12 protein-coding genes are annotated in these 15,487 nt (G+C 60.3%); 4 read left to right on the top strand and 8 right to left on the bottom strand.

Going from position 1 to position 15,487, the window contains the following annotated elements; genetic code table 11:
* Position 1 precedes the first annotated feature (1 nt).
* From ACFVSJ_RS20515 to ACFVSJ_RS20505, 3 genes are all read left to right on the top strand, one after another.
* Positions 2 to 1,108, top strand: a complete 1,107-nt coding sequence (locus ACFVSJ_RS20515) for an ABC transporter ATP-binding protein (RefSeq protein ID WP_387438917.1) — start codon at positions 2 to 4, stop codon at positions 1,106 to 1,108.
* Positions 1,109 to 1,127: 19 nt separating this feature from the next.
* The gene (locus ACFVSJ_RS20510; RefSeq protein ID WP_387438916.1) at positions 1,128 to 2,915 is read left to right on the top strand and encodes a glycoside hydrolase family 3 protein; all 1,788 of its coding nucleotides are present in this window, start codon (positions 1,128 to 1,130) and stop codon (positions 2,913 to 2,915) included.
* 149 nt (positions 2,916 to 3,064) lie between these two features.
* Entirely contained in the window at positions 3,065 to 3,496 is a 432-nt protein-coding gene (locus ACFVSJ_RS20505; RefSeq protein ID WP_387438915.1) for a hypothetical protein, read from the top strand.
* A 78-nt stretch (positions 3,497 to 3,574) separates the two neighbouring features.
* Here ACFVSJ_RS20505 and ACFVSJ_RS20500 read toward each other — a convergent pair whose 3' ends face one another.
* Together ACFVSJ_RS20500 and ACFVSJ_RS20495 are read right to left on the bottom strand one after the other, a co-directional pair.
* Positions 3,575 to 4,312: an aspartate/glutamate racemase family protein gene (locus ACFVSJ_RS20500; RefSeq protein WP_387438914.1), complete on the bottom strand. Its 738-nt coding sequence runs from the start codon at positions 4,310 to 4,312 to the stop codon at positions 3,575 to 3,577.
* 48 nt (positions 4,313 to 4,360) lie between these two features.
* The gene (locus tag ACFVSJ_RS20495) at positions 4,361 to 7,306 is read right to left on the bottom strand and encodes an FAD-binding and (Fe-S)-binding domain-containing protein (protein ID WP_387438913.1); all 2,946 of its coding nucleotides are present in this window, start codon (positions 7,304 to 7,306) and stop codon (positions 4,361 to 4,363) included.
* Positions 7,307 to 7,607: 301 nt separating this feature from the next.
* Here ACFVSJ_RS20495 and ACFVSJ_RS20490 point away from each other — a divergent pair, with 301 nt between their 5' ends.
* On the top strand, positions 7,608 to 8,039 hold the full coding sequence (locus tag ACFVSJ_RS20490) for a universal stress protein (RefSeq protein WP_387438912.1): 432 nt from the start codon (positions 7,608 to 7,610) through the stop codon (positions 8,037 to 8,039).
* 42 nt (positions 8,040 to 8,081) lie between these two features.
* On the opposite strand, the gene ACFVSJ_RS20485 is transcribed toward ACFVSJ_RS20490, so the two are convergent.
* The 6 genes from ACFVSJ_RS20485 to ACFVSJ_RS20460 form a co-directional block, all read right to left on the bottom strand.
* A complete protein-coding gene (locus ACFVSJ_RS20485) occupies positions 8,082 to 8,288 on the bottom strand; it encodes a hypothetical protein (protein ID WP_387438911.1) in 207 nt (68 codons plus the stop codon).
* Between the two features lie 712 nt (positions 8,289 to 9,000).
* Positions 9,001 to 10,170, bottom strand: coding sequence for an acyl-CoA dehydrogenase family protein (locus ACFVSJ_RS20480; protein ID WP_387438910.1), 1,170 nt, complete (start codon positions 10,168 to 10,170; stop codon positions 9,001 to 9,003).
* A 90-nt stretch (positions 10,171 to 10,260) separates the two neighbouring features.
* Positions 10,261 to 11,106, bottom strand: coding sequence for a polysaccharide deacetylase (locus ACFVSJ_RS20475; RefSeq protein WP_387438909.1), 846 nt, complete (start codon positions 11,104 to 11,106; stop codon positions 10,261 to 10,263).
* Positions 11,107 to 11,136: 30 nt separating this feature from the next.
* The gene (locus ACFVSJ_RS20470) at positions 11,137 to 11,919 is read right to left on the bottom strand and encodes an SDR family NAD(P)-dependent oxidoreductase (protein ID WP_387438908.1); all 783 of its coding nucleotides are present in this window, start codon (positions 11,917 to 11,919) and stop codon (positions 11,137 to 11,139) included.
* 65 nt (positions 11,920 to 11,984) lie between these two features.
* The gene (locus ACFVSJ_RS20465) at positions 11,985 to 14,147 is read right to left on the bottom strand and encodes an FAD-dependent oxidoreductase (protein WP_387438907.1); all 2,163 of its coding nucleotides are present in this window, start codon (positions 14,145 to 14,147) and stop codon (positions 11,985 to 11,987) included.
* 373 nt (positions 14,148 to 14,520) lie between these two features.
* Positions 14,521 to 15,420 carry an alpha/beta fold hydrolase gene (locus tag ACFVSJ_RS20460; RefSeq protein WP_387438906.1) on the bottom strand — a complete coding sequence of 300 codons (900 nt, stop codon included), beginning with the start codon at positions 15,418 to 15,420 and terminating at the stop codon, positions 14,521 to 14,523.
* Positions 15,421 to 15,487: the final 67 nt, after the last annotated feature.

Genomic DNA, 15,487 nt, shown 5'->3' with positions numbered 1-15,487 from the left:
CATGGCAACTGTCACCATCCGCAACGTCAGCAAGACCTTCAATGGTTCCACCGCACTGCACCCACTTGACCTGACAGTAGAAGACGGAAGTTTTTGCTGCATGCTCGGATCCTCAGGGTCAGGTAAATCGACCCTGCTAAGAATGATCGCTGGGCTGGAACAACCCGATTCAGGGCGGATCAGCATCGGGGAAACCGACGTCACCTTGGCTCCACCGAACAGACGCAACATCGGTTTCGTCTTCCAGAATTATGCTCTGTTCCCCCATTTGAGTGTCCTGGCAAATGTGGCCTTTGGTCTCCGTTCTCAGGGACTTTCCCGCAAAGTCTCGCACGCCAAAGCCGAAGATATGCTGGGTCTCGTAGGGCTCGACGGCTTCGCGAAACGCAGCCCCAAACAGCTCTCCGGCGGCCAGCAACAGCGAGTGGCCCTCGCCCGGGCGCTGGTGACTGAGCCTGATGTCCTGCTTCTGGACGAACCCCTAAGCGCCCTGGACCGCAAGATCCGCGGGGACATGCAACGAGAGCTGAAACGAATCCACCGTGAAACGGGGCTTACCACCATCATGGTCACCCATGACCAAGAGGAAGCCATGAACTTGGGTGACAGCGTTCTGCTCCTAAGCCATGGCCGCGTGCAACAGCACGGAAACCCCACGGCCATCTACGAACACCCAGCCAATGAGTTTGTAGCTGGTTTTCTCGGTGCAACCCCTCTGGGCAGGGGACAACTACGAACCTCCGATAACGGGACCCATGTCAACATCGGAGGAGAGTTCATTCCTTTACTCGACTCCCCATTGCCCGACAGCACCGAAGTCGACAGCGTCGTCATGGCCGAAAGAGTCACCCTCACCCCCATGCTGCGTAGGCCCAGACAGGAAGGGGATCTCGAAGGAGTCGTGGAGTCAATCGACTTTTACGGCCCATTCGCCCAGGCTGAGGCCCGCGTGGGCCTGCTACGGATCCCGGCAATGATGCTCTCCCAGCACGCCCACGGCATCCGCCCCGGCGAGACGGTATGGATCAGCATCGCTGAGGGCGGAGTCCACGCATTCGCCACCCAGGACAGCGACACCGACATTGTTCCGCTTCCAGCGGCCAATTGAGCACGATTCGAAAGAGAACATGACAACCATCGATTACCGCAACGCAGCACTGACCGCGGAACAGCGCACCGAGGACCTTCTCAAAGACATGACACTTCGGGAGAAAGCCGGACTGATGTTCCAGCCCGCCACCGTCCTCCCTGAGCCCGGCGGTTTAACACCCGAAGACGCTTGGAACAAAGCAAAGGAGGACATCATCACCCGCCATATCAGTCATCTTCACGTCGTCAACGGCACCCACGCGGAGGAGATTGCTGAATGGACGAACCGCCTCCAGCAGCTGGCCCAGGAGACCCGGCTGGGCATTCCGATTACGTTCTCAACTGATCCTCGCAACGGATTTGGGGGTACTCCTTTCACCGGCCAAGCATTGACGGGCCTTAGCAAATGGCCGGACGCCACCGGCATCGCGGCCTCCGGGGACCCTCAAACTGCCAAGGCCTTCGGAGACACCATCCGTCAGGAATTCCTCGCTATGGGTATTCGGCTATACCTGGGTCCGATGGCTGATCTTTTCACCGAACCGCGTTGGTCCCGCGGATGGGGCACGTTCGGCGAGGACGTCGAAATCGCATCCACAATGGTTGCGGCTTTTATAGAAGGCCTCAGGGGTTCGGCCACTCTTGGCCCAGAGAGCTTGGCAGCGGTCGTCAAACACTTCCCGGGAGCTGGACCCCAGCAGGGAGGACATGACGCCCACGATGCGCGGTTCCCTGAACAGGTGTATCCCGGCAATCAACAAGAACTGCACCTGCGGCCCTTCGAAGCGGCATTCGCAGCCGGCGTGACACAAGTGATGCCCTACTACGGGATGCCAGTGAAGACAGAATGGGACGAACGCGGTTTCGCGTTCAACGTCCCAGTCATTGATGGTCTCCTAAGGAAGAGGTACCACTTCGACGGCATCGTGGTCTCTGACTGGAACGTCATTGACGCAGCGATCGTCGACGGCCACCGTTTCGGACCCAACGCGTACGGAGTGGAATCCCTGACACCGATGGAACGGATACACCTGGCCCTTGCAGCTGGCATCGACCAATTTGGCGGTGATCGCCTTCCCGAGCTTGTCGTCCAGCTCGTACAATCGGGACAGGTCACCGAAGATCGAATCAACACGTCCGTCCGCCGTCTGCTCCTTGAGAAGTTCCGGCTCGGCCTCTTCGATAACCGCTTTGTGGACATCCAAAGGGCAGCGGCGATCAGCGCCTCCCCGGCATTGCAGGAAAACAGCCGGGAGGCCCAACGCGCTTCCCTGACCCTTATCAAGAACGAGACAAGTGACGGCTCGGCGGTGCTCCCCCTTATCCCGGGGACCCGCGTCTACGCCGAAGGTTTCTCTTGGACCGGCGAGGCTATAGCCCTCGAGCTGGTGGCCTCCCCCGACGATGCGGACATTTGTCTCATCCACCTGCAAACCCCGTGGAGCCCGGACCCGGACAATGTACTCGGTGATCTCTTTCATAGCGGTTCGTTGGAGTTCGACCAACCTACCATCGACCACCTTGCCGAACTCGCAGCAAAGGCACCCGTTGTCGCTTCGGTCTATCTGGAGCGTCCCGCGGTCCTGAGCGCAGTCCTGCCACACTGTTCCGCTGTGATCGGCGAATTTGGGGTCAGCCCGAAAGTTCTCATCGACGTTCTGACCGGCGCATCACCCTTCACCGGCACACTGCCGTTTGACCTTCCCAGCAGCTACGCTGCTGTGACTGTCTCCAGGGAAGATGTCCCCTTTGATACTGCCAGTCCACTGTTCACCCACGGCCATGGCTTGACACTGGACGCCGTGTCCGGGGCCAGCTCCCGGTGAGTGGTGCCGTCATAGACCATGGGATCCGCCGTGGACCGCGTCCGGCCGCGGCGGATCCCTGTCCAGAGCATCTGCAACCTGCCTTTGCGGCGGCGCGGATGCAAAGCCGGGAACTTGGGGAGGTCGTTAGCGCCACCGCCACCCAAGAAATGATCCTCGAATCCGGGGTGTCGGCCGTCCGCCATTACGTGGAGAACCTGCTGGCGGCCTTCGCGTTGGCCCTCACCCTGCACGACACCGACGCTCTCGAACGTCTCCTGAAGGGTGTTAGCCTCGGCTTCCATCATGCGGACTGCACTCTGACTCCTCGGGAACTGATGAGTCAGACGGTGGAAAGCGGCGTGTCATTCGTCACCATCAGTAATGTCAACGTCCTGCGTTCGGGCAAATCGGCCGCCTACCACTGTTTTTACCAAGTTTGGGGACAGTCCGTCGGGCGCACGTGCCATGGCATGGGAACCTTGAAAGGGCTACTCCGGGCGGGTCCGCAGGTTTGGCGCTGGACCGAACACACGGTCGCGCCTTTCCCCTCCCCCGAACAGGTGCTCTCCACGCCCGGAAGCCTTGGATCCGCCACGTGATGGCTAGGGGGCCGCGGTTACTAAACCTCGCCCAAGACAGGACCCCTGGGCTCCGACGTCCCAGCCAGCCCAACTTTGCTAGCGCATGTGCGGGTAGCGGCCCGGTTCGACGGCGCTGTAGGCCCACCTGATCAACGAGTTGACGTCATAGACGGGAAGCCCGGTAGCTTCGGCTACGGCTGCGGCATAGGGTGGCAGATCGGTGCACTCGAGCAGAATGGCTCCCAGGTCCGGATTCTGCTGTTGCATTGCAACAGCCTCGGCGACGACGTCAGCTTCCACGGCTTCGAAGTCAAGGAATCCGCTTTCGTCATGGACGGCTGACCTGAACGCCGGGCGGTTTTCAAGACCATGTGACACGTAATTGAGGCTGAGTCCTGCGGTTGCGATCTGCATGTGTTTTTCGGTTAGTGAGCCACTTGAAAATGTGATGATGCCGATCTTCTTCTCCGGGGCGATGGTCTGAGCAATCATCGGCATCTGGAGGAGGCTTGAGGAGAACACCGGGACCGGGAGATTGGCGGTCAGTTCCCGTTGGAACAGCACCATGAATCCGCAGCTGCCGACCACGGCCTTGACACCTTGTGCGACAAGGTTCCTGCCCGCCTGTATGAAGCGATCCCGGAGTTCGTTGAATTGGGGCGCATAAATCAATGAGTCATAGGTAGCGCCTTCGATGCTTGCGTAGCTCACAGGGAAGGGAAAGGTCCGGGCGTTGTTCGGTGATCCCGGCGGATAGGGCACCTTGGCTTCCATCATGATGATGCCGACGGGTATGCCAGCCGGGTAAAGCCGTGAGTTGGTGGTGTATTGCATGGAGCTCCTTATCCTCTTCTTACAGTGTCGGGATTTGTGGGGGCAGGTCTAGCCCTTGGCCTTCCTGGCCCTGGGCAGCCTGCTTTGTTGCGTATTTTCCGGTCCCGTAGGGTGCTCGGCGTTTCTGGGGTCTATCAGTTCGGCAAGGTGGCGGGAGGCCGAGTCCGTATGCTGGTCCAGGATTTGCCGGACCTGCATATGGCAGCTGAACCCGTCGGTGAGGACAGGTGTCCCTTCCGGAGCGCCGCGCAGTGCCGGGGCCAGCGATTGTTCGCCCACGGCCATGCTGACGTCATAGTGTTGGTACTCAAACCCGAAGTTGCCGGCCACGCCACAACATCCCGTAGCCTCCGTGATGCTGTCCACGCCGAGGGCTTTCAATGCGGCGGCCTGGGTTCCGGCGCCGAAGACGGCGTATTCGTGGCAGTGGGTCTGGACTGTGACTGCGTCGGGTACAGCGGCCGGCTTCCACCCTGCTGCGCTCTGCTCGATGACGGCTGTGGCAAAGCTTTGGATGCGCTTGGAGACCCGGTGTGCGGCGTCAGTGGGCACGAGTTCCGGTAAATCCTTGCGTAGTGCCGCGGCGCAGCTGGGTTCCACCACGACAATGGGCCTGTCGGTGCCATCGTCGAGCGCTTCGGCGGTGCGCTTGAGGAGTTTTCGTGCGGTGTCGAGCTGGCCGGTGGAAATCCAGGTCAGTCCGCAGCATTGGTCGGTACTGCATTCGACGGTGCGCTCAGCATCCTCCAGCACCCGTTTGGCCGCGCCGGCCACGGCGGGCCTTAGACCCTTGGTGAAGCTGTCGATGAAAAGAACAGTGTCCGCATTTGAAGGACTTTCCTGTCCGATCTCGGCGAGCAGTTGTTTCCGGGAAGCGAAGGCGGGCATGCGGCGTTCAGGCGTAATGCCGGCAGCCCTGGCAATGACCGGTCCCAATGGTGAACCGAGTGCCAGGTTAACCAAGGGGGCGATATGGCCGGTGAATTTGAGCCACGTCGGCAGCCACCCGAGACTGTAATGCGCCAGGGGTCGAAGCCTGCCTTCGTAGTAGTGGTGGAAGAACTCTGACTTGTAGGTGGCCATATCGACGCCGACCGGGCAGTCTGTTGAGCAGGCCTTGCAGGAGAGGCAAAGGTCCAAGGACTCCCTGACGTCCTCCGACTTCCACCCTTGTTCTGGTGTCCGTGAGCCTGTGATCATTTCTTGCAAAACCCGTGAACGGGCCCGGGTTGAGTCCTTTTCGTCGCGTGTTGCCCGGTAGCTCGGACACATCACGCCCCCGCCGCTGGTGGTCCGGCATCGTCCCACTCCGACGCACCTCTGGACTGCATCCGCGTAGCCTTCCTGGCCGTGGTTGACAGGTTCCAGAGCAAATGAAGTCCGGAAACCGTTAACTGGTGTCCGGACCAAGGCGAGGTCGGACATGACCGGGGCCGGGTCAACGATGATGCCTGGGTTGAACAGTCCCTTGGGATCCCAGATGGCCTTGTATCTGGCGAACGCGGCAAGCGCTGAAGGGCTGTACATGATCGGAAGGAGGCCCGAGCGTGCACGCCCGTCGCCGTGTTCTCCCGAAAGTGAGCCACCGTGGCGGGTTACGAGTTCGGCGGCTGCCTGAAGGAATGCCTCCATGACCAGCCGACCGTGTTCGGTGCGCTGATCGAAGGTGATGCGCACATGGGTACACCCTGCGCCAAAGTGCCCGTACATGACGCCTCGCAGTGCGTGTTCGTCCAGGAGCTTTGTAAAGTCGGCAAGGTATGCGGCCAGGTTCTCCGGGGCGACGGCGGCGTCTTCCCAGCCGGCCCACGATTCTCCGCCGTCCACCAGGCGTGTGGACAGCCCTGCTCCGTCCTCTCGGACCCGCCATAGTTTGGCGCGATCCACAGGGTCAGGAACTGTTATGCCGTCGATCAGGTTGCCGCGTTGTTGGAGTGTGTTAAGCAACGCGTCTGCTTGGGCCTGGACAAAGGCGGGATCATCGCCGTCGAGATCGACGTACAGGTATGCCTGGCCGTCCGGCAATGCTCCTACGGCCTGTTCGCCGCGTCGGTGGCGGACTGTTTGGACGATGGAATCATCGATGCCTTCGACGGCTGCCGGGTTGAATTTGAGGATGGCGGGGACATCCGATGCGGCGGCGACGACGTCCGGGTATCCAAGACAGAGCAGCAGTGCGGAAGCTGGTACTTCGACAAGCTTTACCGTCGCCGCAACGATCACGGCGCAGGTCCCCTCACTGCCTGCCAATGCTTTGGCGGCGTTGAATCCGTGTTCCGGGAGCAGGTTGCCCAGTTGGTAGCCCGATACCTGACGGGCGATCCTTCCGAACTCCGTACGGAAGAGGGCAAGATTTTCGTCTGTCAGAGTCTTGAGTGCCGCTGCTAAACGCGATGCCTCAGCGGCTGCTTCTGTATCGTTCGGGTCCGTGGCGAAGATTCCGGTGGCGTCGGCGGAGACGAGGTGGCCGGCCGCCGTTACCAGATCCAGTGCCACAACGTGGTCTACGGTGCGGCCGTATCGTACGGAGTGGTTTCCGCAGGCGTCGTTGCCGATTGCCCCGGCAACAGTGACGCGGCCCATGCTGGAGGGGTCCGGGGCGAATGTCAGCGTTCCCGCCGTCTCGGTGAGTACCTGTTTTTGGAGTGTTGTGAGGATCATTCCGGCCTGAACATGCGCTGTCTTGCCGACAGTATCCATCTTCAGCAGCCTGTTCATGTGCCGGGAGAAATCCACGACCACACCGCTGCCGATAGCGTTGCCGGCCATGCTTGTCCCTCCACCACGGCTAGTGACGGAGACGTCGTGGCGGGTGCAGACCCGGACGATATTTGCAACGTCCGCACTGCTGCGGGGAAAGACGACTGCCAGGGGCCGGACACGATAGTTGGATGCATCGTAGGAATACTCGGTGAGGCGACGGCTGGAGGTATCGACTTCGACACCCAGCGCTTCCAAATCTTGGGTGACAGTCTTGGTTCCGGCACGGCTCATGATGCAACTTTCATTCAGGGGGCCAGGACGCCGGACTTCGGTTGCGCAGCCCCGTCCTTGGGTTCCACGTTCCCCACACTAGGTGGCACCGGGTGTTCTCTCGTTTATGAAAAACACCAAATGCTGGCACGGAGTCCGTGATCTTGACGAAGGCGGGCCGTAGTCGAGGGGCGGAGTATCAAAGCATCCCGGTAGTAGCTATTTGCTGGTACCGGGAATGGATGCCGGAAGTGCGTGTGCTGCTTAAGGCGCCTGCGTGCCGGCTCGATCATAAGGGCAGCGCAGCCCAGGAAGAGGACAGATGTCAGAAAATCTGATCGTTGTAGGTGTCGACGGAAGTGAATCCGCTTTGAAAGCCGCGAAGGTTGCACACGCTCTCGCCGGAGCGTTGGGTGCATCCCTTCATGTGGTGACCGCATTTGACAGTGACCGGGTGCAAGTGGCGAGCAGTGGGAGCGAAACGTGGGTTCATTCCGATGCTGACTCTGCCGAGGGCGTAGCGAAGGCGGTTGCCGCGACACTGCAGCAGTTGGCTCCGGAACAGACAGTGAGGTACACGGCAGCGCGCGGTAAACCCGCTGAAGCACTGATCAATGTTGCCGAACGATATCAGGCAACCATGATTGTGGTGGGAAACCGAAGAATGCAGGGTCTGGGCCGGGTCCTGGGCAGTGTAGCCAACAGCGTCGCCCATAACGCCCCCTGCGATGTCTACATCGCCAAGACGCACTAGCGCCGAGTTAACCGCAGTAGTTTGTTGTGGGCTTTTAGGATTTCAGCGTGTGCGGATGGAATAGTCGTAGACATCTACGGCTTTCCGTTCGCCGCTGTCCGTGAGGATCCACAGCACCCCCAAGTCCGGGGCTACGATGTCAACCTGCCCCGCCCAGCAATTGCCCTGCTCATCGCAAACCTCGACACGATCATCTTGGGCAAGGACTGATAAAAGAGCCTCGTCGGTGAGAGCTCGTCGATTCTTCATTGGATCCCCTTCCGGGAAACAGCGTAGGTGTAGGAGAGGGTGCCCTGAAGAGGGCTCCGTCCTGGTTCCTGAAACAGGGGCACCGGAGGTGAATGGTCTTCGGTTTCGGACCCGACCAGGGTGACGTTAAGGACAGTAGCGTCGATAATCCGGGTTGTTCCTGTGTGCTTGCATCTGATAGTCAGCAGGCCAAGAGACGGGACCAAGGAAACGATGCTGCCCTGGTGGTAGACCTTGTTCCTATGCCAGGCTTGTATTTCATCGCCGAGGGCCAGTGTGTCCATGACCGGGGCGCAGTCTCTGTCCTCCGGGTGCCAACCCGTTTCGCCGCCTGTTGAGGGTTGGGCTTCTTGCATCAATCTGTTTCCGGTCCTTGGCAATAGGGACACTCGGAATCGCATTCGACGGTCGTGGCCGAGGCACCGGCATCATTCTCCGCAGTCGGGTTCTCTTCAGCCGGGGCTCGAGTGTCCAAGGCCGCTCCTTTGCGTCATCCACGAGTCGGTATTAGATCTGCGTCTGCAGTGGGGTGGCCCGCGCGGGAGTTGTACCTTCGTCCGCGCGGGCCTTCTTGTCCGAGGTGTTACGAGTGCCCTGAAGGCACCTTGGACAAGTCATGGACAAGCTCTGTCTATGGGGACAGCTTGTCGGTTGCTGCACACGGGTCCGGCTGGTCTACGCGAGGGCCGCGGAGACCAGCCTGGGTGTGTGGCTATTTGGCGGCTTTCAGGATGGCCTGTGCAACACTGATGCGCAGCATATCGTTGGTACCTTCACCGATCGGGTTCAGTGCTGCGTCACGGAGGTACCGTTCGATGGGGAACTCGGAGGTGTAGCCATAACCACCATGAATGCGCATGGCATCGAATGCGGCCTCGACCGCGACTTCGGAAGCGAACACCTTGGCCATGCTCGATTCCGCGCTTGCCCGGCCTTCTGCTTGGGTCTTCGCAGCAGCATTGATGTAAAGCAACCGGGCAGCGTCGATCTTCATGGCCATGTTGGCCAGTCGGATCTGCACGGCCTGGAAGTCGGCGATCGGCTTTCCGAAGGCTTCACGTTCCTTCGAGTACCTGGCGGACGCTTCCAGGCTCGCACGGGCGATGCCGACCGATGAACTGGCGATGTAGATGCGTCCCCGGTCCAGGGCAGACATCATCTGATAGAAACCCTGGCCCTCGACTTCGCCGAGCAGATTCGCGGCCGGCAGCTCTGCGTTGTCAAAGGTCAGCTCGCAGAGTTCAACACCGCGTTGACCCAACTTATGCATGTCACGTCCGATGATGTATCCAGGGGTTCCCTGCTCTACCAGGACAAGGCTCATACCGCGGTGGGCCGGGTCCGAGCTGGGGTCGGTTTTGACCAGCATGACCAGAGGATCTGCGTGGCGGGCCTGGGTAATCATTGTTTTTGAGCCGTTGAGAATGTACTTGTCACCCTCTTTACGTGCCGTCAAACGCAGGTTCTTCAGGTCAGTACCTACCGAGGGCTCGGTCATGGCGATGCCGCTCATGCGGCGACCGGCGGCCAGATCGGGCAGATATTTTTGCTTCTGCTCCTCCGTCCCGTACTGGGCGATCAGGAAAGCACCGCTGGCGGAACTGCCGACGACACTGGCCAGGCCCATCCAGCCTCGGGCGAGTTCTTCAAAGACGAGGCCATAGCTTATGTAGTCAACCTCGGATCCGCCGTATTCCTCTGGAATGGACATCCCCATGACCCCGAGTTCTGCCAGTTCGGGGATCAAGTCGTCAGGGTATTCGGCCTTGGCTTCGCGCTCAATGGCGGTAGGTACGACGCGTTCGTCGACAAAGTCACGGACGACGTTGCGCAAAGCAGCGTGTTCTTCCGTCAATCCAATGGTCAGATGCTGTTCTGGCATGATGTTTTCCCTTCTGCGGACCGCAGGCCTCCCCTGGCCTCAAGTCTGTGGATGTGTGGTGATGTGTGTGAGCGCCGCGGACGTGGCGTATTAGTCCTCGTCGCTCCAGGCGGCTGCGGCTTCCGAAAGCGTAGGGAACCAGACGTCGTCGTGGGCAACGATGTGGTCAAGGAATCGCTCAAGCATCAGAAGGTTGTGTGCCCGCCCGATGCACTGCGGATGCAGGGTCCAGGTAATGAGTCCCCCGGGACACCGTTCGTAGGCAAAGTCGAAGGTGTCCTTCCACCTGTTGAGAACTGTCTCGTTGGACTGCTGGGTGGCGTTTCCTTTCAGCAGTTCGAGCTCGGGGAAGTCGTCCAGCGCCCAAGAGACTGGCAGTTCGAGGACCGCAGAGGGCGGACCGAATTCGTTGCCTGTTTCCAGGTTTACCTTGGTGACCATGCGTGGCCGGTATGGGGTGAAGTCCCGCCCCTGCAGGGACGAGTCCCAGACAAAATCAAACTCGGTTAGAACATCAAGAGTGTTGTCGGTGACGTCCAACGCAGGTGAACGGTACCCATACGGGCGTGTACCCAGGATTTGTTCGTGCAACTTGATCTGCAGTTCCATGAGGCGGCGTTCCTCGTCCAGTTCAAGTTTGGGAACGTATTCGTGGTAGACCCCGTGGGCAGCGATTTCATGCCCGGCCCCAACGACCGCGTCCACTGCGGCGGGAAACGTCTGCATGGTGTGGGTAGGGACAGCCCACGTGGTCGTGATCCCGTACCCTCTGAAGGTCTCCAGCAGCCGGGGTGCGCCGACTTCGGCTCCGAACTCGCCACGGGAAAAGTTGGACTGTGATGTGGAACGGAAAGTACCCATCCAGACGCTTTGTGCATCAAAGTCCGGGCTCAGCGATATGGCCAGTCGTTTGCCGTCCGGGAGGTTCAGCGGCATGATGATGTCCTCTCAGAATCCTGGGTTCCTTTACGAAGCAATCCAGCCACCGTCTACGTGAATGATGTCGCCGCTGATGTACCCTGCGCCCTCGCTGGCGAGGAAGTAGACGGTGGCTGCGATTTCCGAGGGCTGGCCTCCTCGCTTGAGCGGAATCAACTGGTCCATCAGGTCCTGGTTGGTTCCGACACCAACGTTGGTGTCGGGAACCATGTCACCGAGAATTTCAGTCGAGGTTGCACGGATGCTGGTGCGGATGACGCCCGGGGCGACAAGGTTAGCGGTTACGCCGTATTGGCCGAGATCGAAAGCGAGACGGCGGGTCATGCCTTCGAGGCCGGCCTTGGCGGCGCAGTATGCAAGACCGTCCGGCATGGCGCGCTGAGCGGCGATGGATCCGATCAGAATGATCCTGCCGGCCTGCTGTTCGGTCATGGCGGCGGCAACCGGCTTGACCACGTTGAATGTGCCCGTCAGGTTGATACCGACGACCTTGTCCCAAAGCTCAGGACTGGTTTCTGCAACTCCTGCACAGGAGTCGAACACACCTGCACAGCTGGCCAGGACGTCGATAGAGCCGGCCTCCGCTTTCACCTCTGCCACAAACTGGTTGACGGCCTCGGCGTCGGTGACGTCCACAACGTAAGTCTTGACCAGGTCGTCGCGGAGTCCGGCGGCGACTTTTTCCAGGCGTTCGCCGGAGAGGTCGGCAAGGAAGACCTTGTCGCCTGCTTCCGTGAAGTTCTGGGCGACGGCAGCGCCGATGCCGCTGCCGGCGCCTGTGATGATGATGTTACGTGGTGTGTTGGGCATGGTTTACAGCCTCCGGGTTGTCTGCTTGCCGGCGTATGTGCCGGCTGGATTTGGGGTTGAAGTTTTTAGTGGCTGGATTGCTGGGCTGCGGCACCGAGTTCGAAGTCGACGTCCGTGCCGTTGATCAGCCGCCGTTCGCGAATAAAGGGTAGTTGCTTCCGGGGGTTCTCTGTATCGATTTCCCGGGCCAGCCGGTGCCCGGAGAAGATGGCGTCAGCGATGAAATTGGGTCGCACGCAATCGCCGATGCTGTGGACGGCAACAATTTCGTTGTCCATCCAGTCCCCGCGCCGCTCCTGCAGGCCGCGGTAGAGGACGTCGTCAGCTGTGCGCGGTCCAACGAGAATGACTGTGTCGGCCGCGGCCTGCTCGGGGGCCAACCCGACAGTTTCGAATACGAGACCCCCTGTGGGATCTGGGAGCACTGCGGTGTGAGTCCGGACTTTTACGCCCAGTGCGTGCAGGTCCCTTGCCATGAACTTGGCCTCCCGGGTGTACCGCATGTACTCGCCCATGTGTTCCCCGCGGGTGGCGAGGGTGACTTGGTGTCCCTGTTTAGCCAGCAATTCAGCGAGCCCGGGGCCCATGAAGTAGCCATCGGCGTCCACGACAATCACTCGCTCACCGACTGGGGCCTCATCGCGGAGCACTTGCTCCGGGGTCAGAAGTCGGTCTCCAAGGGCCTGGGCGAGACCGAACGGTTGGCGTACGAACGGGTCGATGCCGTCGCGGGTGTATGAGGATCCGGTTGCAACGACAATGATGCCTGCGCCGTAGTCCAAGGCGTCATCCGCAGTGAATTCGGTACCCAGAATGACTTCTACGTTCTTGAGTTTTCCGAGCTGGTGTTCACGGTATTCGATCAGACGGCGCCACTCCAGCCGGCCCGGGAGCTTGGTCACCCAGTTCAGGTGCCCGCCCAGTTCCGGTCCGGCGTCCACGAGGTGCACGTTGCGCAGGCCACGCTTAGCCAAAACCATGGCGCATTCCATACCCGCCGGCCCGGCACCGATGACGAGGACGTCGTTATCTTTGTTTTTCGCGACAGTGAACCGTTCGGGATGCCAACCGCGGCGGAATTCCTCGCCGATGGTTGCGTTCTGGGTGCACTGAATGCGTCCGCCTCCGATATCTCGGGATACGCAGATGTTGCAGCCGATACATTCCCGGATGTCATCGATGGCGCCGGTCCGGACCTTTTCGGGCAGGAACGGGTCAGAGATGGACGCGCGCGCGGCGCCGATGAAGTCGCACTGACCGGAGTTGATAACTTCGACCATTGTGTCGGGGCTGTTGAACCGGCCGACATTGACGACGGGCTTGTTGGAGTGCTTCTTGAGGTGGCCCACATACGGGGCCTCGTGGTTCTCGCCCACAGTGCGGGACGACTGAGCATCCATGGCCCAGTCGTAACCGCCGATGACGAGGTCCCAGTAGTCGACAAGGTCGTCCATGGCCTCGATGAAGTCCTTCGCTTCCCCGTCGCCCCGGATTCCCCGGTCACCCAGCCCATGCGGGGCATCGAGAGTATCGGCGCCGAACCGGATCCCTACAGCCGTCTCCGGTCCTACTGCCACTCGGATCTTCTCCATCGTTTCGCGGGCGAAACGGATGCGGTTTTCGAAAGACCCGCCGTATTGGTCGGTGCGGGTGTTGTAATACGGGATGAGGAAGTGCGCGAAGATGGACGCCGCGTGTCCACAGTGGAACGTTATGAGGTCGAATCCTGCGTCCTTGGCGCGTAGCGCTGCTGCGACGTGAAGTTCCTGCAGTTCTTCGATGTCGTCTAGTTCGAGGCGGGCCAGGCCGCCGGCATATGCCACCGGCAGGGCGGACTCACCGGGTACGGGGTCGACGCCGCGGGCGAACAGTCCACGGCCTTCAGTCATGAAGCCGATCGAGGAGTGATACTCCAGCTCGATGCCTGCTAGGGCGCCCCCCTCGTGGATGGATTCGACGATGTGTCGCATGTTGCGTACGTCGCCCTCGTCCCATAGCCGTGCGAGTGCAGCTGGGGACTTGTCCACTTCCGGGGCAATGGAGGTCGCTTCGGTGAAGACGACGCCCCAGCCGCCTTCGGCTTTCGTACCGCGGTAGCGTGCCTGCGAGCCTGGGTGATCGCTGCCAAAGCCGGACGCGTGGGGGGTCTGCCAGAACCGGTTACGTGCCGTTTTCGGCCCGATCTGTACCGGCTCAAACAGTACGTTGTACCTGTCTGACAGTCCCATTGGTGATCTCCTTCGTTCCTGCTTCGCGTGGTTAATGCAAACTTAGAGGGCTGCGGCGCCTCCCCGTGTTGTGGGATTCACAGTGATCCGCTCTCCCCATAGTGAATCCAACGAACTGGGAGTGTTCTGCCCAAGATTGTCCCAGGGCTGCTCCATTCTGCGGTCGCGAATGTCTGTACCTCCCCCGGGTTTAGAACCGGAAAGGGCCCTTCGCTCGATCTGAAGCGAAGGGCCCTTGAAGGGCTCCCCATGTATTGATGACCCGCGCAGTTGTCCTGCAGTTTCGAGAGCCGCCGCCCAGCTGGGGAACGTCTCTCACGACATGCGTGGGAGCTGTGCTCAGGTGCTCCTTCTACGGCCCAGGGGTGTTGGATCACTCCTCGGAATTGTGCCCATTACGACGCTGTTCCTCGGCGAGGCCACAGCGGGTGAGGAACCGGTCGAGTGCAGCGTTGAAGGTCTCCGGGTGCTCCCAGAACATTGCATGCTTGCCGAATGACTCAACGACCGCTCTCGGCGTATGTTCTGTCGCCCACTTTGTGGCCAACGCCTGCCATTCACTGCGTGTGAAGTAGAGCAGAGGGATCGTTGCGTCGAGTTCTTCAACAACACGGGTGTTATCCAGAAAGATGAAGCTCATGATGAGCTGGGCGGCAATCGAGTCCGGGGTTGCTGTTGACATTCGGACGAAAAAGTCCAGGTTCTCCTCCGATGGGTCATCCAGCATCCATTCGGAGAATTCGCGCGTGACTCTTAAGCGGTCGAGCAGTAGGTCGGAACAGAAGAACTTCAATTGCCCGTCCTGGTCGCCGTTGTCCTTGGTGCCGAAGTCAACCCACTCTAGTTCACGGTCAAAGCCGCGAACCTTTGGCGGAATGTCCAGGAGGACCAGACCACGGACATTTTCGGATCCGAACATTCGGATGTATTCGAGGACGTCCCCGGATCCGGCTGACCACGCGACGAAGATGACGTCCTGTATGCCGAGGCCTTCGATCAGGCCATGGAGGTCCTTGGCGTGCTGTTCGTAGTAATGGCCTTCCATAGTGGTGGTGCTTGATCCTTGGGAGCGGGGGTCGTAGGCGATGGCCGAATAGTCGCTGGATCCGGCCAGATGAAGCAACTGGTGTTCGAACACCTGCGAGGACATGGTCCACCCGGGGACGAAGACTACGACCATCGGCCCACTTCCCGACACCTTGTAGTGAAGGACCAGTTGGTCCGAGACCTGGATCTGGTTCTCCTGTATTTCGGCTAGATCGCTTATGGGCATTGAGTCTCCTGTTGTTGCGTGGGGCAGGGAAGAGGCCGGCCCGCAGAGCCGTGGAATGGGAGTTGCA

This window comes from Paenarthrobacter sp. NPDC058040, from assembly GCF_042885775.1.
Taxonomy (GTDB): domain Bacteria; phylum Actinomycetota; class Actinomycetes; order Actinomycetales; family Micrococcaceae; genus Arthrobacter.
This window is presented reverse-complemented; position numbering and strand designations above follow the sequence as displayed.

Excerpts from the sequence above, each read along its gene's own strand:
- ACFVSJ_RS20515 (WP_387438917.1), top strand. The coding sequence starts at position 2 with ATGGCAACTGTCACCATCCGCAACGTCAGCAAGACCTTCAATGGTTCC.
- ACFVSJ_RS20510 (WP_387438916.1), top strand. The coding sequence starts at position 1,128 with ATGACAACCATCGATTACCGCAACGCAGCACTGACCGCGGAACAGCGC.
- ACFVSJ_RS20505 (WP_387438915.1), top strand. The coding sequence starts at position 3,065 with ATGATCCTCGAATCCGGGGTGTCGGCCGTCCGCCATTACGTGGAGAAC.
- ACFVSJ_RS20500 (WP_387438914.1), bottom strand. The coding sequence starts at position 4,312 with ATGCAATACACCACCAACTCACGGCTTTACCCGGCTGGCATACCCGTC.
- ACFVSJ_RS20495 (WP_387438913.1), bottom strand. The coding sequence starts at position 7,306 with ATGAGCCGTGCCGGAACCAAGACTGTCACCCAAGATTTGGAAGCGCTG.
- ACFVSJ_RS20490 (WP_387438912.1), top strand. The coding sequence starts at position 7,608 with ATGTCAGAAAATCTGATCGTTGTAGGTGTCGACGGAAGTGAATCCGCT.
- ACFVSJ_RS20485 (WP_387438911.1), bottom strand. The coding sequence starts at position 8,288 with ATGAAGAATCGACGAGCTCTCACCGACGAGGCTCTTTTATCAGTCCTT.
- ACFVSJ_RS20480 (WP_387438910.1), bottom strand. The coding sequence starts at position 10,170 with ATGCCAGAACAGCATCTGACCATTGGATTGACGGAAGAACACGCTGCT.
- ACFVSJ_RS20475 (WP_387438909.1), bottom strand. The coding sequence starts at position 11,106 with ATGCCGCTGAACCTCCCGGACGGCAAACGACTGGCCATATCGCTGAGC.
- ACFVSJ_RS20470 (WP_387438908.1), bottom strand. The coding sequence starts at position 11,919 with ATGCCCAACACACCACGTAACATCATCATCACAGGCGCCGGCAGCGGC.
- ACFVSJ_RS20465 (WP_387438907.1), bottom strand. The coding sequence starts at position 14,147 with ATGGGACTGTCAGACAGGTACAACGTACTGTTTGAGCCGGTACAGATC.
- ACFVSJ_RS20460 (WP_387438906.1), bottom strand. The coding sequence starts at position 15,420 with ATGCCCATAAGCGATCTAGCCGAAATACAGGAGAACCAGATCCAGGTC.